Below are 21108 nucleotides of genomic sequence, written 5' to 3'. Positions count from 1 at the left end.
TGGATTTTTCAGATAAAGCGCTTACATTATTTTGTGAAAGGCTATTGGTTTAATTCTTTCTGAAGCACAGCAACCGCTTCTTCATACGACGTCATATCAGACAGCTTCGTCATCACCTCTTCTTTTCTAAAAAGTGTCATGAGCTTCTCTAACATCACAAGCTGCTTACTAGGTTCAGAGATTGCTAGGACGAACACAATTTTAGCTAGCACAGTTTCATCAGGGCTCCCCATCTTGTGAAAGATGACAGGTTCCTTTAAAGTGGCTACACTAATCGCCGGTTTGTTCACATGCTCAGGATCTGTATGTGGAATTGCTACCCCAAAGGTCGCAAGTGGAAGGCCCGTAGGATATGTTTTTTCTCTTTCAAGCACAGCTGGTAAAAAGCTTGACTTAATATATCCTCCCGCCTCTAATCGCTCTGCTAAATATGTGGTCACCTCCTCTCTTGAAGATGCATCGTACTGCAGCTTGATCAGCTGTTCATCTAACTCAAACAAGTTGTTCAAACAACCACTCCTTTCATTTGGTATAAATATGAACACATGTAACAAAAAGAAAGAACATTTTGGAATAGAACCTTTTATAAAGCGCTTACAAATATGCATCCTGAAAAATGTTCAATGTTGTTACCTTTGTAAAGATATTATAATATTCTAAATTATAAGTCAATGTTCCTAGGGAAAAATTTATAAAAAAAGAGGCAGTCTTCTGCATCTTTCATCAACTCTGCTCTACTTCTTATTAAATGTGACTTCCTCTCTCTAATCACTCAGTACTTGCTCTTTGATGTCAGCAACAACATTATCATTCATACGGAAAAAAGGCCCTTAGCCATCGAAATACATACAGTCCTGTACTTCATAAATAGCGAAGCGTCTTCCGCTCTCTGATCAGCTATGTTTCATTTATTTAAATAAAAAAAGAAACGCCATCCTCAAGAGGCGCTTCTTTTCCCGGGAAATGTTCTTATTGGGCAGAGAGCTTTAAATTGACGCCAACGGCAGTTCCGTTTCTCGAGGAGTCAGCCACTCCAGTAAAGGTTCCTGCTTTTCGATCAATGAGTAGCGCTTGGACATTTCCTATATCAATAGGCGAATTGCCGAAACGATGTCCCATGTCATTAAGCTTTGTTCTCACATCGAGAGGGACACCTACTTCATAACGATAAGAAGTTGGGCTGTTTGTGTAAATTCTTGGTTCTTCAACTGCATCCTGAAGCTCCATCTCATATTCAAGCAAATTCAAAATGGTTTGTGAAACAGAAGCAATAATGGTCGTTCCTCCCGGTGAACCTACTGTCATGACAGGCTCATTATCTTTAAAAATGATGGTCGGTGTCATACTAGACAATGGTCGTTTATTCGGCTGAACTTCATTTGCTCCGCCTGGTCTTGCATCAAAATCTGTTAATTCATTGTTTAAGAAGAAACCATATTCCGGGACGAGAATCCCTGTACCAAATAACTGTTCAATGGTTGTCGTGAATGACACAACATTTCCCCACTGATCGGCAACAGTAAAATGTGTGGTCTCACCAATGGTTTTATCTTCAGGCTGCGGAACAATAGGAGATGGATTTTTTTCATCCTCATACGCCCACGGATCCCCTTCTTTCGGGTTACGATTCTTTTGATCTAATTGAATAAGAGAGGCTCTTTCTGAAATGTAATCATCGTCTAATAGTCCTTTTAGTGGAACATCTACGAACTCGGGGTCGCCGGCATATGCAGCACGGTCAGCATAGGAGAGATGCATCGTTTCAGCAAGTAGCTGATATTTTTCAAATGATTTGGGGTCATATTGAGATAGGTTAAAGTGGTCAAGTATTTTGAGAATTTGCAGCATAAACACCCCGCCTGAGCTTGGTGGAGGCATACTTGCAAGCTGGTATCCTTTATAGTCTCCCCAGATAGGCTTGTCAGTCTCGACCTCATAACGACCAATGTCATCAGTTGTCATCGTCCCGCCAAAATCCTGGACTGTATTTGCAAGTGCCTTTGCTACTTTTCCTTCATAAAATGCTTTGCTTCCTTTTTTCGCAATGAGCTTAAATGTTTTTGCAAGACCTGGCTGAACTAGGAGGTCTCCTTCTTTGAGCGGCTGATCATCTGGAAGAAAGATTGGCGCTGCGGCCGTTTTTTTCAATTTTCCTTGATGATCATCAATGGCTTTTGCCAGAACAGAATCGATTTCAAATCCATCCTCTGCAAGCTGAATGGAAGGCTTAATCAATTCCTTCATCGAGCGGGTTCCCCACTTTTCTAATGCCGCCTCAAGACCTTTCACAGTCCCTGGAACACCAACAGCATTACCGTGTGTGGATCGCTCAGCAAACGGGATGACTTTCCCCTCATCTGTTAAAAACATTTCTGGTGTTGCGCCTTGTGGTGCTCTTTCTCGACTATTGATGATGGATGTTTCTTTTGTCTTCCCATCATAAACCATCATAAATCCTCCGCCACCAATTCCAGACATCATTGGCTCTGTCACATTCAGTGCGTACTGGATGGCAACAGCAGCGTCAACAGCGTTTCCACCTTTCTTTAATACATCTGCACCCACTTCTGATGCGAGTGGATGGGCAGTAGCCACCATGCCATCCTTCCCAACAGCTACTTTATTCCCATGAGTTTCGTTTGCAGTGACCTGACTGACAGGCAGAAAAAACGAGAAAACCAACAGACATATGGACAAAATAGTTAGAGAAATGCGTTTCATACACAACACCCCTTCCATATTCTTACTTTGACCATACCGACTTCTTGACCAGAATACAATAGATTATTCTAAAATTTCTAAATTTTTCATTATATCTTCCTATATTCACCAAATATAAAGCGGATTTTCAAAACATATGACACATGTACTAAGTAGGGATAAAGACACTATCCTTTCATGACTTTGATTTCGCGGTATAATAAACGCATCACAAAGGGGGAAGAATGATGAATCAGCAGAGCACCTTATTTTGGGAAACTTATTGGAAAGAAAAATCAGAAAGCGCACCAATTGACGCATCTGTTTCCGCTTGGGCATTTGGAGCAGACCCAGATCATTTACTTGACCTTGTTCTGCAAGGGAAAAAAACAGCGACATGTTCTGGGCATCTTTTTTACGAAAAGGAACAGGAGCCGCTTCCAAAGGCAGGACAATATGCGGTCATTTTAGACAGCCATGACGAACCAAAAGCCATCATAGAGATCACACATGTAGATGTCATGCCAATGAATGAGGTTCCAGAATCATTTGCCCAAGCAGAAGGCGAAGGCGATCTTTCTTATAACTATTGGTACAAAGCCCATCAAGCATTTTTCACAGAAGCACTCAAACCGTACGGATTAGAATTTAAAGAAGACATGCTCCTAGTTTGCGAGCGATTTAAACTAATATATTCAGCTTCTTAAGCTTTAAGCGGCGCCAAGAATGGACCGCTTTTTTCATTTCTTTTCTCCTTTCTGAAAAAGGTGTGTTGAGAACACATCTTTAGGTCAGAATAAGATCAAATAGAAAAAGTGAAGAAATTTTCGACTACACCTGTTTTTTTTCGACAAAAGAATATATAATTATTTGATGTGTGCATTGTCTCATTTATACAATGGAGGGTTTTTACATGTTAAAAAGGAAAAAAGACAAGTTTTCCGTCTTGTTAACGGAAATTGCTAAAAATTTAGATGAAACTGCTGAGTATTTTGTTAGCTATAAAGTAACAAATCAAACCACTCTGAAAGAATTTTCTGACACATTGAAGGAATATGAGACAAAAGGTGATAATCATGTTCATACGATGATTAAAGAGCTGAACAAAGCCTTTATTACGCCGATTGAACGTGAAGACATTCTTCAATTGACGAATAGCCTCGACGATGTTTTAGATGGAATTGAGCATTTTTCAGCGACAATGGAAATTTATTCAATGACAAGCTCTGACGAACATATCGACAAATTCAGCCACTACATCAGAGAATGTGCAAAGGAAATTTTAATTACAATCGATTTACTGGCTGAAAATCGCTTAAAAGATATTCAACCACACGCAATCAAAATCAAAGAGATCGAGCATAATTGTGACAATCTTTATCGTAAATCACTAAAGAACTTGTTTGGAAAAGAAACGGATCCAATCAAGGTCATTCAATACAAAGAAATTTACGAAACACTTGAAGAAATTGCTGATTCCTGTCAAAGTGTTGCCAACAATCTAGAAACAATCATTATGAAGAATGCGTAACGGGGTTAGTTAAACATGGACACATTACTCATCCTTACCATATTTATTGTCATTTGTGCACTTGCTTTTGATTTCATCAACGGATTCCACGATACAGCAAATGCCATTGCCACTTCGGTTTCAACAAAGGCGTTAAAGCCTAGACATGCTATTATTATGGCAGCGTTCATGAACTTCTTAGGAGCAATGACATTTACAGGTGTGGCAAAGTCCATTACAAAAGACATCGCAGATCCTTTCACACTTCAAAACGGTTCTGTCGTCATTTTGGCTGCTTTAATTGCGGCCATTACTTGGAACTTGCTTACTTGGTATTACGGAATTCCGAGTAGTTCTTCGCACGCACTGATCGGATCAATTGCAGGAGCTGTTATTGCCTCTGCTGGTTTTGGCGCTTTAAACTATTCGGGGTTCATTAAAATCATTCAAGCACTGTTGCTTTCACCTATCCTAGCTTTCGTATTGGGATATATCGTGTATACCATTATCAAAATTATATTCAGAAACAACAATCTCGCAAAAACAAATAAACAATTCCGACGTGTTCAAATTTTAACTGCTGCACTGCAATCGTATACCCACGGAACAAACGATGCGCAAAAAGCGATGGGAATTATTACGATGGCTTTAATTGCAGGTAATTTGCATACAACTGACGACATTCCTTTCTGGGTACAATTCTCTTGTGCGCTTGCAATGGGACTAGGTACTTCTATTGGCGGCTGGAAGATTATTAAAACAGTCGGCGGTAAAATTATGAAAATTCGTCCAGTAAACGGAGTATCAGCTGACTTAACGGGTGCAGCTATTATCTTCGGAGCGACATTTATTCACTTACCTGTTAGTACCACTCACGTGATCTCATCTTCTATTCTAGGTGTAGGTTCTGCACACAGAGTAAAAGGAGTAAACTGGGGTACGGCAAAACGCATGCTCGTCACTTGGGTGATCACATTACCGATTTCGGGAACTCTAGGGGCTCTTATATACTTTGTGTTAAATGCGATTATCTAATATCAAAGACCTGTCAGACAGGTCTTTTTTTATTTGTCTGCACCCTTTTCCTGCAAGCCATTTTTTCATGAAGCAGGGTTTCCAATCATATCCATAGAAATGAATAAGTATCCATCTGTCTATGGGAGAGAAGAACATGCTATTATTTTTTCAATTGACCGTGTGGTTATTGCTAGGTGCTCTTGCTGTATATGTATTTGCCGTATGGCGCTTTGAACAAAAAGTAAAAGAAAAGATGTTTGCCATTCGTAAAACGTGGTATTGGATTTATGTAGCTGGTGCTGTTGTGTACTGGACAAATGACCCTTCTTCAATCTTCACCGATTGGATGCACTACTTGATTATTGCCGTTTTTTTTGCATTAACCGATGCATTCATCTTTCTCAGCTCCTATATTAAAAAACTCGGAAATCACGAACTGGAAACCGACACCCATCAACTCCTAGAACAAAATAACGATCTACTTCATTCTTACCTCAATAAGCTAAAAACGTACCAATACCTATTGAAAAATGAACCGATTCATGTATATTATGGAAGTGTAGAGGCATATATAGAGGGAATTGAACGGCTCATTTATTCTTTTGCCGACAAAATGAATATTCAAGCGGTTCTTTGTCCATACGATACGCAGGAACAAAAAGATGACCTGCTGCGGACACTTGACCAGCGCTCTCTTATTCAGGCGAAGCTTGACAGGCAGGAAGTCTATTACGATGATTTCGGCAAATTGGTGCTCATCCCGTTTTCTGTAGCAGATGATCACTTCGTCATTAAGCTCACCTCTGATGACATTGTCACTGAGTTCGACTATTTATTAATGACGTCACTTACAACAATTTATGACCTAATCTTGCCTGACGAAGAGGAAGGTGATGAAGATGGACCACGCACTTCAAGGGGATAACAACAATCGCAAGAAAAACCCTTTTAAGATTTTAAAGAAAAAGCAACATATTAGTATGGCGGATTACAAGGTAAGCCCCCATACTGAGCGTATTTTTAAAAAGAACGAACAGCTCTTGGATGAGTATAAAAATAAAAGGGCTTGATTACACTAAAGGACGCGGAACAAAATCCGCGTCCTGCTTCCATTTTCACATAGACTTGCATACAATAATCTATACGCTGCAACGATTGAGGTGCCAATAAATGAAAAAGAAAATCAAACAATTGAGATATGTTCAGTTTGCTGAATATAAGTCGTCGCCTTATATGCGTCGATTAAATGAGCAAAGTGAAGCAATCATCCAATCATACAAACAGAAACACTCACTTACTTAACAGCTTCAGAAGCTTTTCCTTCGTTTTAGGTCCGTATACCCCATCACTTGTCAGACCATTTACCAGCTGAAAACGTGCTACGGCGTTCGCCGTTTTTTCTCCGTAAACTCCGTCTATTCCTTTATTTGCAGCTGCTTTATCAGGATAAAAATAAACAGCAGCAAGCGCCTGCTGGACGAGGCGTACATGCTCTCCCTTTGTCAATGGAGAAGTCACCTTTAAAACCCCATCTGGCAGCTCATACAAGCTCTTTGCATCGTTACGATAAATTTTGAGAACCTGTCCAATTTGAATCTTGTTCGGATCGCTAATGTCATTCCACTTCTGTAAATCCTGAACTGTGACCCCGTGAGCTTTCGCAATACTCGTTAACGTATCACCGCTTTTCACGACATACGTGATGACCGTCTCCGGATCTTCTGCCGTTCCAATCCCTTTTTTAAATTCATCCCAAGTAGATAGAAGCTGGCGTGGACATGCTTTTCCAGACCAGTACTGATGTGTGACCACGTTTGCTAGCGGAATGTGATGTTCTTTTAACAGCTTTTGAATGAGCCATTGTGCATGTTTGACCGCTTGCTGAAAATTCCCATCTACATTCTCACAAATTTCAATTCCGATCGACTTCCGGTTACCATTCCCATGACCATCCCCTGCATGCCAGCCATTTTCATTTAACGGCAGATGCTGAAAGATTTCATGATCATCCACTGTAAAGTGCCAGCTCACCTCTGTCGTTGGGCTTTTTACATAGGCCGCATGACTTTTCGCATCCGCTCCCTTTGACGTGTTTGCTGTGTTATGCACCGTTACATACTCCGGTGTCATCGCATATCCTGGGCGGTTTCCGTTTCCAACTGGAATAAAATCTTGATAAATTTGTACCATGTACTGCACTCCCTTTTGCTAAATTGAATTGATCTTTCTCATCAATCGGTGGCATTCGTAAGACAATACTTGTTTGTTTTCATGAGAAGACTATGGTAAAATTTGAATTCAATTCACTCTTTTTAGTCGTGAAACGTGCAAAAATACAGAAAAAAACAGGAATTAATTCCATTTTTCCTTGATTTTATGTTAAAATTGTTAAAAATAAGCCGATAATAAAAGTAAGTAATAGCTCATTTAGCTATTTAGTCCTATATGGACTTTTCTTTTACGCCAAAAATAGAACATACGTTTGTATGGAGGTTTTCAAATGACTGGTTTTTTAACCCATTTAGAAGAAGATATTAAGCGTTTATATGCTCAATTACAAATAAGCGGTCCTGCTTATAGAGAGATGCAAAGGATCGCTTCTGAATTTCGCGTGTGGGTCCATTACGAGGAGACTGGCAGCATGATGATCCAGCATCAAGGTCTTTACAGTATTATCTTAAACAGATCCCTATCACCTGAAGAACAGTGGCAGGATTTCGCCCACGAGCTTTGTCATGTGCTAAAGCATACAGGCAATCATTTCAAAATGAACAAACTCTTTCGAGAACTGCAGGAGTTTCAGGCAAAACAATTCATGTATCACTTTTGTGTTCCAACCTTTATACTGATGAAAATGAAGCTTCCACCCCTTCGGCAGCAAGCCATTTTGCATATTGCTCAAACGTTTCACGTCACTTGGGCTTTTGCTGAAAAACGGCTTGCCTTATTCGAACAGCGAAAAGCAGGTATTCGCTTTCAACAGGAGTTTACGTCTTATTTAATGAAAGCAGAAAGAGTCGCTGAAAAAGAAGCAGTTTATCAAACGTAAATCATCGCATAAAAGTTTATTCATAAAGGGCTAATACTTGTTTGAGTACATTTGTGTACCGATAAAATTGTTCAGTTTGTGTATCTCGCCGGTATTGACGCCTAAAGTCTTGAAAGAATGCTCTTCTTTGCGCCTGACTAATTTCAAGTTGTACACTTTTTCCTGTCAGACATTTGTTATTGATATTATCAGGATGCGTTCCAGAAAAACGATCAGATTCGGCTAGCAGCAATGCTTGAAAGCCATTTTGCGTTAAACGCTTCACAGTTTCTGCCGCTCTTTCTCTGTCTGTACCTCCCACTAACGTTTGAAGCACCTCTGTTTCTCCGTAGCCATGAAGTGCAAACGTATAATGATGGGTATGCACTTCCGAAAGGCAAAGCGGCTCATCAAAGCGTGTACTTGTAATATGAAGAACATGATTGCCTTTTACTTTAAGGCCTTCAAATAAATACATAGAATAGTCACTAGAAATTTCATGAACAAGCTCACTCACGCCTGATTCAATTCCTCCAGCATGAGGAGACAAAACTAGCAGCTGGTCACCTTTCCGCTTGTGAAGAATTTGATAATCAATCCCTTTTCTTTCATGAGCGGAGAGCTCTTCATAATTTTCATACGTATCGATAATTTGCCTCATGTCATCTGCTCCATTTCTTTATATGAGCATAAGTCTACTGATCCCTCATTCTTTTGTAAAGAGGTTTCGAATCTTCCTTAAATTTTCCTTACATTTACGGCATTCTGTTGAATTTTGAGAAAAAATGACCGATAATTGAAACGAATAGAACTTTTGGACTATATGAATCTTTTTGTATTCTCTCTCATAAATTAGAAATATTGTGATCTACATCTGGAGGAATTCATGTTAAAAAAGAAAACCACCCTCACTCTTATCATCTTACTCCTTAGCTTCGCTGGAATTATTTATTGGAAATGCTTCTCTCTTCAAGGCGTGTCTCACGGAACATTCATCCGCTCGATGTCATCACCTGACGGAATGTACATCATCAACACCTATCAGCATAGCGGAGGAAAGCTAAAGGAAAACGCAGTCAGAGCAGAAATTGAAAACAAACTGACCCACCGCAAGAAAACGATTTACTGGAAATACCCTGATAAGGACCCTCTCATCAAATGGAAAAACGGACAGCTTGTTCAAATTGGACATGAGTTTTTAAATGTGGTGAAAGGCGACACCTACGATTATCGCTTTGATCAGAACAAGAGAAAATAACGCATCAAAAAAAACGAATCCCTCTTGGATTCGTTTTTTACGTTGACATGACGGTTTGCATGAATTTCTTCATATCCTTACTAACCGTCGTCAATCGATCGACAATTTCACTAAACTCTGTCACAAGTAAAGCCTGTTCTGATGAAGAACCTTTCATATGGTCCATACTTTCAAGTAATGTATGTATATTGGAGGAGATTCCTTGCAGTGAGCTTTCGATGTTTTCTGTTGCACGTGAAGTTTCACTTGAAAGCTTTTGAACCTCACTTGCTACAACACTAAAACCTGCTCCCTCTTTTCCTGCCCTGGCCGCTTCAATTGACGCATTCAATCCTAGCAAACTCGTTTGTTTCGAGATGCCTTTAATCATTTTTGTAATATCGGCTGTTTGTTTCGAGCTTTCAAGAGTTTGCTGCGTTTGTAAGGTCATCTCCTCACTTGTAGCAGAAAGCTCCTCTGAATGTGCCGCCACCACGTGCACTTTTTCTTGAATACTTTGAATAATGTCATTCAATGAATCCATATACGCTTCAAGCTCTATTTGATTTTTGAGTGGAAATCCTAAAGCGAGGGCACCAATCACTTGCCCATTTTCATCAAAAATAGGCAATCCCATCGCATTTAATGGTACTCCATACACTGATTCAGGCACAAACATACTCGATGTCTCACCTCTCAACGCTTTTTTCATATTCAGATCATCTGGTTTAATACGTTCACCAGCTCGAATTTGAAAATCAACATCTTTCGATGGCAAATACAGCAAAAATTTCTCTCGGTCAATGACACCCATCGTCACTTCATTTTTTAAAATCTGCATCATATAAGGTGCTGCTGTCACTATACTCTGTAGTATATCCATTTCCTCTACCCCCTTGTATTATTTATCGGTCGTTCTTCTTAAAATAATAGTTAATTTTTAAAAATAATGATGATGATGAAAGTTATTTCTCATATGTACGAGTAAAAAGAAGGAAATTCCCTCTTTATATTCAACAAAACGTAAATTTGCTATAATTTAAGTATCAACATATGATGAAATGGTCATGTAATCATTATATATATTCATTGGAGGCGCATGTTGTGAGACAACCTATGACATATGAGCGGGCGATCGTCATTGGCGGCGGCATGACGGGAATACTCGCTGCAAAAGTTTTATCAACGTTTTATCATCAAGTTTTCATTATCGAAAAGGACGAAATGCCAGACTCTCCTAAGAATCGTCTCGGCACTCCTCAAGCTTTTCATCCACATAGAATGCTGCCACTAGGCAAGCAAATAGTGGAACGTCTATTTCCTGGTTATACAAAAGAGTTACTGACAATGGGCGGATTTAATACGTGGCATCAAACCTCTCGTTTTATTACAAAAGATGGTGAGTTAACGCTTACTGATACCGAAGAAACAGCCGTCACAAGACGTGCCATGCTAGAGTGGGTGCTGATGCAAAGAATGTTAAATGAGGGACGGGTGCAATGTTTAGAAAAACATGAAGCCCTCTCACTTCAGTTGAAAGAGGGAACAAACCAAGTCATTGGACTGGTCGTGAAAGATCGGCATGAAAAACCAGGAAGCATTCGTGAAATGAAAGCAGACTTAGTGGTCGATGCGTCTGGAAGAATGTCTAAATTGCCAAAATGGCTGAAGGATGCTGGACTGACCTTACCACGGGCAGATGAATTAACGGTGTCACTCGGTTACAGCACAAGATACTACAAGATACAACCAGAAGCGCCATACCAGCAATCAATGGTCGTAGTGGGTCAGCCGGAAAGGCAAATCCCAACAGGACTATTTGAACGGGTAGATCATGATTTAGTAGCTGTTCTTCTCTCTGCAGCTGGCGGAGCACATTATCCAACAACAGACGCTGATCAATTTGATTCAGAAACAGCTGCACTCGCGCATCCCGCAATAGCAGATGCCATCACTCATTTAACGCCCTATACAAAGCCAAAAGGATTTAGAGTCCCTTCTTGCGTGAGATATCACTATGAACAAATGCACGACTGGCCAAGTGGATTATTGGTGATGGGCGATGCCTTGTGTACATTAGATCCCATTCATGGTCAAGGAATGACAAAGGCCGCACTCGAAGCACAAACTCTTGAGCGCATGCTCAAACAAGCACAAGAAAATGAGCGGCTATCTTTTGAAAAGGACACATTACAACAAATGCAGCACGCGAGTGAACTTGGCTGGTGGCTTTGTGCAATTGCTGATATGGCGTGGGAAGGCGTCGAGTTAAAAGGAGAAAAAACCATTCCTCATTTAACGTTTGTACAGGAATTTTTAAATCGCTACGTACAATACGCCATTGTCACAAAACAGCCTAAACGTCTTGAAGCGTATCACCGGATGCATTCTTTCTTAATAGAACCGAGAGACATCATCAACTTAGAACAGCTGCTTGACATGATTCAAGCTGACACTTCTGGAGAAACGGCTGAATGGTGGAGTCAGTGGGATCAAGAGGACGATAAACGCAATCGAGCTTTTTTCCATGAAGCGGTTCCTGACTTTCGTTTACAGCACTTGCTTTCATTAGATTGAAACAAAAAAAGCCCCTTAGTGGGGCTTTTTCATTAACGTAATAATTGAAGTACGTTTTGCGGCTGTTGGTTTGCTTGAGCTAACATTGCTTGAGACGCTTGAGAAAGAATGTTGTTCTTTGTGAACTCACTCATTTCTTTCGCCATGTCAACGTCACGAATACGTGACTCAGCAGCTGTTAAGTTTTCAGCAGAAGCACCAAGGTTGTTGATTGTGTGCTCGAGGCGGTTTTGGACTGCTCCAAGTTTAGAACGCTGGTCTGAAACTTGTTTGATCGCTCCATCAATGATTGCTAATTGATCGTTAAACCCACCTTCTTCATCTGCTGCAATTTCGGCGAAATCAGTTACTTTAATAGTAGAAACGGTTTTATCCTCAACTCCAAGTTTATCAGCAGACATTGCTTCAATATGAACTGACAATTGCTGCGCACCGTTAGCTCCAATTTGGAAAGTAAGTTTTTTCGGTTCTCCGTCTTCTGGTTCAGCAGCAAAAGTTCCATCAAGAAGTTTCTTTCCGTTGAATTCAGTACGGTCAGAAATACCGTTCTTATCTGTACCGTTCCCAATTTCCTGAACTAGTGCATCAATTTCCTCTTGAATTGCACCAAGGTCTGTTTCATCTTGTGTACCAGTGTTTCCAGCTTGAACGACTAGTTCACGTACACGTTGAAGGATTGAGTGAGTTTCAGTCAATGCACCCTCAGCTGTTTGAATAAGAGAGATACCGTCTTGAGCATTTTTCGTCGCCATTTCTAATCCGCGGATCTGACCACGCATTTTTTCAGAGATTGCTAGACCTGCTGCATCATCTCCTGCACGGTTAATTTTAAGACCAGAAGAAAGCTTCTCCATGTTCTTTTGTCCTGCTCCATTGTTTGCAGACAAACGGTTCAGTGTGTTAAGTGCTGCGATATTGTGGTTAATTCTCATTTCCTATTACCTCCATGTGTTTGAACCAATTGAACATCCTTGTCCAAAAGTTCTAAATTAGAATTTTTTTGTAAGCCTTACAATCCATTTATCGAACATTAATGGAATTTGTTTAACAAAAAAGGATTAAATAAGGAAAAAGCCTTATTTATTATGATCATTTCGCTAGTGTATATCAAATTTAAAGGTCATTTTTCATGATTTACCAGAGGGATTTAAGAATCATAAGACTGGGGGAAAATCGAAGAAAAAAACACCATAAAAAAAAGCCCCATTAAGGGGCCTGTCATTAACGTAGTAATTGAAGTACGTTTTGTGGCTGTTGGTTCGCTTGTGCAAGCATTGCTTGAGACGCTTGAGAAAGAATGTTGTTCTTTGTGAACTCACTCATTTCTTTCGCCATGTCAACGTCACGGATACGAGACTCAGCAGCTGTTAAGTTTTCAGAAGAAGCACCTAGGTTATTAATTGTGTGCTCTAGACGGTTTTGAACCGCACCTAGTTTAGAACGTTGATCTGACACTTGTTTGATTGCATTATCAACGATATCTAATTGATCATTGAAACCACCTGCAGCACCTGCAGCAATAGTTGCAAAATCAGTTACTTTAAGAGCTGAAACTGTTTTAGTTGCATCAGCTGGGTCTGTTCCAAGTTTATCAGCAGACATTGCTTTGATGTTTACATCTAATTTTTGTGCTTTGTTTGCACCAATTTGGAAAGTTAATGTAGCTGTTTCAAAATCACCATTCAACAATTTTTTACCGTTGAACTCAGTACGATCAGAGATACCATTTTTATCCGTACCGTTACCAATTTCTTGAACTAGGTTATTGATTTCTTCTTGAATTGCACCAAGATCTGTATCGTCTTGTGTACCCGTGTTTCCAGCTTGTACAACTAGTTCACGAACACGTTGAAGGATTGAGTGAGTTTCAGTCAATGCACCTTCAGCTGTTTGGATAAGAGAGATACCGTCTTGTGCGTTTTTAGAAGCCATTTCTAGTCCGCGGATTTGTCCACGCATTTTTTCAGAGATTGCTAAACCTGCTGCATCGTCTCCTGCACGGTTGATTTTAAGACCAGAAGAAAGTTTCTCCATGTTCTTTTGGCTAGCACCGTTGTTTGCAGACAAACGGTTCAATGTGTTAAGTGCTGCGATATTGTGGTTAATTCTCATTTCCTATTACCTCCATGTATGTGGGACCTAACAGACGTCCTTGTCTGAAAAAAGTCCTTTATTCTAGGGCTTATCAACCCTACAATTCTTTTATCGGAATATTTCATAGGAAGTTTAACACTTTTTAATATTTATTTATTAATTTATCAGTCTTAATTCATGATTTAGTTCTATGGAAAAGACGTATTGTGTGCTCCTTTTAAAATATTAGTTCTTCTTATCATATTTTTAATTTAAAATATAAGTACGCACCAAGTGGGTCTCACATGATATATTCAGGATCTGCTTTTTTCAAATATCAGTAGACATAAAAAAGCCCCATAAAGGGGCCCTTCATTAACGAAGTAATTGAAGTACGTTTTGTGGCTGTTGGTTCGCTTGTGCAAGCATTGCTTGAGATGCTTGAGAAAGAATGTTGTTCTTTGTGAACTCACTCATTTCTTTCGCCATGTCAACGTCACGAATACGAGACTCAGCAGCCGTTAAGTTTTCACCAGAAGCACCAAGGTTGTTGATTGTGTGCTCTAGACGGTTTTGAACTGCACCAAGTTTAGAACGTTGGTTAGATACTTGTTTGATAGCTCCATCAACGATATCTAATTGATCATCGAAAGAAAGTGCGCCTGCAGCAGCAGGAGTGGCAAATTGTGTTACATCGATGTCTGCTACTGCGTGGTCTGCTTTAAGAGTTCCGTCAGCTTCTAATGCACCAAGTGCTGTAGAAGACATTGCTTCGATGTTCACATCTAATTTTTGTGCTTTATTTGCACCGATTTGGAAAGTTAATGATTTTGCATTAGCACCAGCTGCGCTGAAAGAACCGTCAAGTAGTTTCTTTCCGTTAAATTCTGTACGGTCAGAGATACCGTTTTTGCCAGAACCGTCACCAATTTCTTGAACTAGGTTAGCGATTTCTTCTTGGATAGCACCAAGGTCTGTTTCATCCTGAGTACCTGTGTTTCCAGCTTGAACGACAAGCTCACGTACACGTTGAAGGATTGAGTGAGTTTCAGTCAATGCACCTTCAGCTGTTTGGATAAGAGAGATACCGTCTTGTGCGTTTTTCGTCGCCATTTCTAATCCGCGGATTTGTCCACGCATTTTTTCAGAAATTGCTAAACCTGCTGCATCGTCTCCTGCACGGTTGATTTTAAGACCAGAAGAAAGTTTCTCCATGTTCTTTTGGCTCGCACCGTTGTTTGCAGATAAACGGTTCAATGTGTTAAGTGCTGCGATATTGTGGTTAATTCTCATTTCCTATTACCTCCATGTATATGGGACCTGACAGACGTCCTTGTCTGAAAAAAGTCCTTAATTCTAGGGCTTAACAACCCTGACAATTCTTTTATCGGATTATTTCATAGGAAGTTTAACATTTTTTAATATTTATTGATCAATTTTACATATCTTTATTCACTATTTAGTTTCACAAAAATTTCTATTATGCTATTCGTTCAAGTGATGAGCACATAGCCTGTATTAAAATGAATAGGAACAAAATAAAAAAGCCCCATAAAGGGGCCTGTTATTAACGAAGTAATTGAAGTACGTTTTGTGGCTGTTGGTTCGCTTGTGCAAGCATTGCTTGAGACGCTTGAGAAAGAATGTTGTTCTTTGTGAACTCACTCATTTCTTTCGCCATGTCAACGTCACGGATACGAGACTCAGCAGCTGTTAAGTTTTCAGAAGAAGCACCAAGGTTGTTGATTGTGTGCTCTAGACGGTTTTGGACTGCACCAAGTTTAGAACGTTGGTCTGAAACTTGTTTGATCGCACCATCTACGATGTCTAGTTGTTGATCAAATGTAAGTGTTGGTGTAGCAGCAGCGAATTGTGTAACATCAATATTAGAGACTGCTTGACCCGCTACAAGAGTTCCATTATTAAGAGCCCCTAGTTTGTCAGAAGACATTGCTTCGATATTTACATCTAATTTTTGCGCTTTGTTTGCACCGATTTGGAATGTTAAAGTAGCTGTACCATTAGCAAAGTCGCCATTCAACAATTTTTTACCGTTGAACTCAGTACGATCAGAGATACCATTTTTTCCAGTACCATTACCAATTTCTTGAACCAGATTGTTGATCTCTTCCTGGATAGCACCAAGATCTGTTCCGTCTTGTGTCCCAGTGTTTCCAGCTTGAACAACAAGCTCACGTACACGTTGAAGGATCGAGTGAGTTTCAGTCAATGCACCTTCAGCTGTTTGGATAAGAGAGATACCGTCTTGTGCGTTTTTAGAAGCCATTTCTAATCCGCGGATTTGTCCACGCATTTTTTCAGAGATGGCAAGACCTGCTGCGTCATCTCCTGCACGGTTGATTTTAAGACCAGAAGAAAGCTTCTCCATGTTCTTTTGGCTCGCACCGTTGTTTGCAGACAAACGGTTTAATGTGTTAAGTGCTGCGATATTGTGGTTAATTCTCATTTCCTATTACCTCCATGTATGCGGGACCTGACAGACGTCCTTGTCTGAAAAAAGTCCTTCGTTCTAGGGCTTATCAACCCTGACAATTTTATTATCGGACGTGGTAATAGGATGTTTAGCAGATTTTTTTTGAAATATCGCATTTTTTCATGACTTTGATCCTAATTTTAACAATTTCACAAAAACAAAAACTGCTGATCTATCATCAGCAGTTTTGCCATTATATGAATATCATATCAGTATTGTTTGATATCAAACATTAAAATATTTTGGTACACCACATAATCCTTCTTACTTGTGAAAGACCCTTTATTGTGTTCATCATTGATTTCATAGAAGTTCATACCAATTCCAAAGCTTCTTTCTTTATACCAGTTAAGAAAATCGTTGATTTCTTTCATTGAAAGCAAATAATCTTTTTGCAGTCCATTTATCATAGTAATTGAAAGTATACCCTTTGTTACTTCTTCACCAGGTTTTGTTCCGTCTTGTTCCTTTGGTTCTTCTGTTGATCCATCCCCAGGCTTAGTCCCGTCCTGATCTTTCGGTTCTTCTGTTGACCCATCATCAGGTTTTGTTCCGTCTTGGTCTTTTGGTTCTTCTGTTGATCCATCACCAGGCTTTGTTCCGTCCTGATCTCTCGGCTCTTCTGTTGTGCCATCATCTGGTTTTGTCACATCCTGATCTTTTGGCTCTTCTATTGTATCATCATCTGGTTTTGCCTCATCTTCAGTTATTTGCAAGTCGTTTAATGGAATGGAAATCACTGATTTGTAATCACTTTTTGCAGAAAAATTCCCCATATAATATGAGTAGTTACGTCCGCCAATGACATACAAATGGTCATCAACAATTGCTGCAACAGCTGATACTCTACCTTCTGGTAAATCATATGCTGAATTTTTAAATTGGCCATTTTCTGGGTTGAAAATTTGAACTTTCTTCAGTATTTCACTTGAATAATCACCAGTCAACTGTCCTCCAATAACGAAGAATTTCCCATTATATGTTTCATAGGCTGGTTCAAATGAATATGAAGTTAAGTCACTATCTTTTAATTTACTCCATTTATCTGTTGAGATATCATACTGGAACAAAGATCTTTCTCTACTATGCCCAATCGAATTTTCTCCACCGGCAACATATATTTTGCCATCAATTGCAGAAATGGCTCTCCCATTTCGAGATGGTAAACCCGATGAGTTCAAGCTCTTCCATTCACCAGAGGCTGTATTGTATTGATAGACATTATTCTTATAAGAATTTTTTGAAGATACAATATATATATCCTCTTTTACTGCAACTGCGTACAAAGTTCCCTTACTATAAGTTGAAAATACAGGGTCTCTGGGTATTTGAATTGGCTCTTCAGCCCACTGATCAAGTTCTGTATCATATATATCAATCGTGTTATAAGCTGTTTTTGTCTCTTCGTTTATTCCACCTATTAGATATATTTTCTTACCTACTGTAGCATAAGTACCACCTGTTCTATTTCTCGGCATGCTCGTTTTTTCTTCCCAAACATCTTTCTTAGGGTCATACATAAATGTTTGATTATTTAACTTATTTTTTTCACTTGCTCCGCCAAATAAATAAATTTTTCCATCTACCACTCCTACACCGGCATTAATACGTTCTTCTGGTAAATCAGCTCGTTTCGTCCATCCAGTTGATTTTGTTTCTGCATCTGCTTTAAATGGACTAAGGGTACTTATTAAAAGAAGTACCATGATAAATAGTAAAAATTTCTTTTTCATTTTTATTCCTCCACATCATTATATTCCCTCCTTTTATCGATCTAATATTTGTAAAGTTTACAATTTAATGGCTTTTTAATTAAACTTTTTATAATAAAATCCTCACACATACATCACCGGTGTCGATATTTTAATAATCTTCCCGCCTCGACGATAAAATCTTGGGACGCGGCGGCTTAGGGTGGCGATGACTTCGTAGTTGATCGTATTGAGCATTTCAGCAATTTCATCGACAGAAATTTCTCCGCCCTTTTGACGACCGTATATGACGACTTCCTCGCCTTGCTTTGCTTTCATTTCTCCTAAACTGATCATCGTCATATCCATTGTGACTCGGCCAGCAATCGGCATTCGTTTTCCGCGGAAAAGCATAAATCCCCGATTTGATAAAGCACGTGAGTACCCATCTGCGTAACCGATCGGTATGGTCGCAATAACCTCATCAGGTTTTGCTACATACGTTGCCCCATAGCTGACGGTCCTTGGCTCTGTCACCATTTCCTTTACGAACGCAATCCTTGCTTTTAAACTGAGAGCGGGCTCTAGCTGAACAGCGTCTATGCTTTCAATGTATTGCGAGGGATACAGACCATATAGCCCGATGCCCAGCCGAATCATATCAGCGCTAAATTCAGGAAACGCGATAGCAGCCGCTGTATTGTTCATATGTACGGTTGGCAGCTTAATTCCTTGTTTTTTCAAAAAGCGAAGAAATTCAATAAAAATGCTGTGCTGCAGAAGCGTGAAGTCAGGGTCAGGCTCATCTGCAGTGGAGAAATGCGTAAAAATCCCGTCCCATCTAAGATTTTCACTCTTTTCAAGAGCTTCCACCACTCCTAACAGCTCTTCCTTCGTTCGTACACCTAATCGTCCCATCCCTGTGTCGACATTGACATGAATCCCAAGCCGGCGATGACTTTCTTCTTCCGCTAAGATCTCATTTGCTTCAACAATCCAGTCTTCACGAAGGCCAGATAGATCAATTCTCCAGGCCGCAGCCCTTTTCACACAGTCGAGCGGGGTAAATCCAAGAACCAAAATCGGTGCTTCAATTTTTGCTCTTCGCAGCACAATGCCTTCCTCCAAGCTAGCAACTGCGAGCTCCGTCGCACCGCTTTCCAGTGCCTGCCGGGCTACCTCCACTGAGCCATGTCCATAAGCATTCGCCTTCACGACAGCCATGATCTTACTTTTCCTTGGAATATGCGCTTGAATGGCTTCGATATTTCTTTTAATCGCATCAAGATTGACTTCGATCCAGACTTCCCTGCATAGCTTTTTCATTTATTTTTCCTCCTCATCACATGAGCGTTCTTTCTATCTCCATGTTCACTTTTGCGTCTAGTCTATCTTTATTCATTTTTAAGAAAAACATTCAACTACAATGACTGAACCTGCTTTGTCTTATCTCACAAAAAAAAGAAACCACATCAACTGTGATTTCTTCTCTATGTGCGATGATATTCAATGTCATCCGCAGATTTCATCATTGCATCAATATCATGATAAATCTCCTGTAAATTTTCCCGTTCAGCTAAGTATTGAGCATTGCTTTTATGAACAGGCACATCAAATTGCAAGAAGTTGATCGTGATCGTTGATGACTCTCGGTCATTCATTATTAATCTTAATTCAAGCGTTGAGACCTCTTCTTTATCATCTCTCTCAGCTGAAGCAATCGGCACCCCATCTTCTAACATCTCAACTTGTTTCAAATCTTTCATGGATAGCTCAGTGACTGCAAATCTATTTTTTCTAGTTGACCCGCCAGGCTGATATTCAATAAAGCGCATTTTCTTTAACTCATCATCAATCGCAAAGCCCTTATCAACTTGCTCCGAAAAGATATAGGTAGATGCCTGAAACCCATCTTCGTGAAAAAGCATCATCATTTTGTCCAATAATATGTTGGGATCATTCTGTTCTTTTCGTCTTTGACATCTACCGGCTATGATTAAAATGACGAGTCCTCCGATGATGCTAAGAGCCGTTCCCCATCCATTCCCTACATCTACGAAAACAGTAAAACCTAAAATAGCAATCATAAAAGCAGTGATAATGCCTATGATGAATATCACACAATGCTCCTCCTATCATGACCCTTCATGAATGGTTTAGCCATAGTATAGCATTTGAAGTAAGGTGATTTAAGAATATTTATATGAAGAAAACAGACCATAAAGATCTGTTTTCCCATTGAACTTCATTCAAGTGTTTAAAAGATAGGCAGTAAGAATTCACACACGCCTTCTTCTTCTCTATATCTCTCCATAATAGATGCCTGACGCATGTTTAATTGATTGTTTTGGATCATTTGAGGCAATTGGCTCCAAAACAAATTCACTTTTTCGGTTGTATGTGTCACTGTAAACACAGCATACTTTCCCCCTTCAAAATGTCCAGTCTGAACCATTCGATCTTTTGAGAAATCTCTATTTGTCATCAACATGAGGTCGTATCTGCATTTTTCTGGTGAAATTTTTCCAGGATCATCTTGAGGAACACCATATATACCAAATTCCTTTAATTCATCATTTAATTGATGTTGATTGATCCATTTTTTAAATCTCTTCATCATCTCTACATTTTCTTTGCTACCATATGGTCCTATATTTCTCATAAACACCATTTTCATATTCGTTAACATTTCAATTTTGCAATTCATGATTTCCCTCCAACTCTTATTGGAAGATTGGCCAATCATTCCTTACATCCAACGGTAACATCCTTTAAAATATA

21 protein-coding genes are annotated in these 21108 nt (G+C 39.6%); 8 read left to right on the top strand and 13 right to left on the bottom strand.

Annotated elements, in window-relative coordinates; all coding sequences use genetic code 11:
- Positions 1-41: 41 nt before the first annotated feature.
- On the bottom strand, positions 42-509 hold the full coding sequence (locus QRN39_RS04360) for a PTS sugar transporter subunit IIA (RefSeq protein WP_106029849.1): 468 nt from the start codon (positions 507-509) through the stop codon (positions 42-44).
- 460 nt (positions 510-969) lie between these two features.
- Entirely contained in the window at positions 970-2721 is a 1752-nt protein-coding gene (gene ggt, locus QRN39_RS04355) for a gamma-glutamyltransferase (protein ID WP_284906261.1), read from the bottom strand.
- Between the two features lie 227 nt (positions 2722-2948).
- On the opposite strand from ggt, the gene QRN39_RS04350 reads away from it, so the two are divergent.
- The 5 genes from QRN39_RS04350 (at position 2949) to QRN39_RS04330 (ending at position 6297) form a co-directional block, all read left to right on the top strand.
- Complete coding sequence (locus QRN39_RS04350; RefSeq protein ID WP_050945220.1) at positions 2949-3407, top strand: ASCH domain-containing protein; 459 nt, start codon at positions 2949-2951, stop codon at positions 3405-3407.
- A 206-nt stretch (positions 3408-3613) separates the two neighbouring features.
- Positions 3614-4231: a DUF47 domain-containing protein gene (locus QRN39_RS04345; RefSeq protein ID WP_003212390.1), complete on the top strand. Its 618-nt coding sequence runs from the start codon at positions 3614-3616 to the stop codon at positions 4229-4231.
- Between the two features lie 15 nt (positions 4232-4246).
- Positions 4247-5245 (top strand): inorganic phosphate transporter, encoded by a 999-nt coding sequence (locus tag QRN39_RS04340; protein WP_003210927.1) that lies wholly within the window; start codon positions 4247-4249, stop codon positions 5243-5245.
- 136 nt (positions 5246-5381) lie between these two features.
- Positions 5382-6152 carry a type II toxin-antitoxin system SpoIISA family toxin gene (locus QRN39_RS04335; protein ID WP_050945221.1) on the top strand — a complete coding sequence of 257 codons (771 nt, stop codon included), beginning with the start codon at positions 5382-5384 and terminating at the stop codon, positions 6150-6152.
- Entirely contained in the window at positions 6127-6297 is a 171-nt protein-coding gene (locus QRN39_RS04330; protein WP_012009650.1) for a type II toxin-antitoxin system SpoIISB family antitoxin, read from the top strand. The genes QRN39_RS04335 and QRN39_RS04330 overlap by 26 nt, the downstream gene beginning before the upstream one ends.
- A 220-nt stretch (positions 6298-6517) precedes the next feature.
- Here QRN39_RS04330 and QRN39_RS04325 read toward each other — a convergent pair whose 3' ends face one another.
- A complete protein-coding gene (locus QRN39_RS04325; RefSeq protein ID WP_050945222.1) occupies positions 6518-7417 on the bottom strand; it encodes an N-acetylmuramoyl-L-alanine amidase in 900 nt (299 codons plus the stop codon).
- A gap of 310 nt (positions 7418-7727) precedes the next feature.
- On the opposite strand from QRN39_RS04325, the gene QRN39_RS04320 reads away from it, so the two are divergent.
- The gene (locus QRN39_RS04320; RefSeq protein WP_050945223.1) at positions 7728-8276 is read left to right on the top strand and encodes an ImmA/IrrE family metallo-endopeptidase; all 549 of its coding nucleotides are present in this window, start codon (positions 7728-7730) and stop codon (positions 8274-8276) included.
- A 16-nt stretch (positions 8277-8292) separates the two neighbouring features.
- Here the strand turns inward: QRN39_RS04320 and QRN39_RS04315 are convergent, their stop codons facing one another.
- A complete protein-coding gene (locus tag QRN39_RS04315) occupies positions 8293-8916 on the bottom strand; it encodes a poly-gamma-glutamate hydrolase family protein (RefSeq protein WP_050945224.1) in 624 nt (207 codons plus the stop codon).
- A 225-nt stretch (positions 8917-9141) separates the two neighbouring features.
- Here QRN39_RS04315 and QRN39_RS04310 point away from each other — a divergent pair, with 225 nt between their 5' ends.
- Positions 9142-9513, top strand: a complete 372-nt coding sequence (locus QRN39_RS04310) for a DUF5412 domain-containing protein (protein ID WP_058014230.1) — start codon at positions 9142-9144, stop codon at positions 9511-9513.
- Positions 9514-9550: 37 nt separating this feature from the next.
- On the opposite strand, the gene QRN39_RS04305 is transcribed toward QRN39_RS04310, so the two are convergent.
- Positions 9551-10375, bottom strand: coding sequence for a methyl-accepting chemotaxis protein (locus QRN39_RS04305; RefSeq protein WP_253622706.1), 825 nt, complete (start codon positions 10373-10375; stop codon positions 9551-9553).
- A gap of 221 nt (positions 10376-10596) precedes the next feature.
- On the opposite strand from QRN39_RS04305, the gene QRN39_RS04300 reads away from it, so the two are divergent.
- A complete protein-coding gene (locus QRN39_RS04300; protein ID WP_284906260.1) occupies positions 10597-12069 on the top strand; it encodes an NAD(P)/FAD-dependent oxidoreductase in 1473 nt (490 codons plus the stop codon).
- A 32-nt stretch (positions 12070-12101) separates the two neighbouring features.
- On the opposite strand, the gene hag (QRN39_RS04295) is transcribed toward QRN39_RS04300, so the two are convergent.
- From hag (QRN39_RS04295) to QRN39_RS04260, 8 genes are all read right to left on the bottom strand, one after another.
- Positions 12102-13001: a flagellin Hag gene (gene hag, locus QRN39_RS04295; RefSeq protein WP_003211802.1), complete on the bottom strand. Its 900-nt coding sequence runs from the start codon at positions 12999-13001 to the stop codon at positions 12102-12104.
- 289 nt (positions 13002-13290) lie between these two features.
- A complete protein-coding gene (gene hag / locus QRN39_RS04290; RefSeq protein WP_044141244.1) occupies positions 13291-14181 on the bottom strand; it encodes a flagellin Hag in 891 nt (296 codons plus the stop codon).
- Positions 14182-14517: 336 nt separating this feature from the next.
- Positions 14518-15435 (bottom strand): flagellin Hag, encoded by a 918-nt coding sequence (gene hag, locus QRN39_RS04285; RefSeq protein ID WP_284906259.1) that lies wholly within the window; start codon positions 15433-15435, stop codon positions 14518-14520.
- A gap of 274 nt (positions 15436-15709) precedes the next feature.
- Complete coding sequence (hag, locus tag QRN39_RS04280) at positions 15710-16609, bottom strand: flagellin Hag (RefSeq protein ID WP_044141242.1); 900 nt, start codon at positions 16607-16609, stop codon at positions 15710-15712.
- Positions 16610-16845: 236 nt separating this feature from the next.
- A complete protein-coding gene (locus QRN39_RS04275; RefSeq protein WP_212046029.1) occupies positions 16846-18369 on the bottom strand; it encodes a Kelch repeat-containing protein in 1524 nt (507 codons plus the stop codon).
- A gap of 102 nt (positions 18370-18471) precedes the next feature.
- The gene (alr, locus tag QRN39_RS04270) at positions 18472-19653 is read right to left on the bottom strand and encodes an alanine racemase (RefSeq protein WP_284906258.1); all 1182 of its coding nucleotides are present in this window, start codon (positions 19651-19653) and stop codon (positions 18472-18474) included.
- Between the two features lie 164 nt (positions 19654-19817).
- The gene (locus QRN39_RS04265; RefSeq protein ID WP_284906257.1) at positions 19818-20447 is read right to left on the bottom strand and encodes a hypothetical protein; all 630 of its coding nucleotides are present in this window, start codon (positions 20445-20447) and stop codon (positions 19818-19820) included.
- Between the two features lie 137 nt (positions 20448-20584).
- Positions 20585-21034, bottom strand: coding sequence for a GyrI-like domain-containing protein (locus tag QRN39_RS04260; protein ID WP_284906256.1), 450 nt, complete (start codon positions 21032-21034; stop codon positions 20585-20587).
- Between the last annotated feature and the right edge of the window lie 74 nt (positions 21035-21108).

This window comes from Bacillus sp. lyk4-R2A-2, from assembly GCF_030209735.1.
Classification (GTDB): Bacteria; Bacillota; Bacilli; order Bacillales; family Bacillaceae; genus Bacillus; species Bacillus pumilus.
Note: the sequence above shows the minus strand (reverse complement) of the source record. Positions and strands in the feature narration are given on the sequence as shown.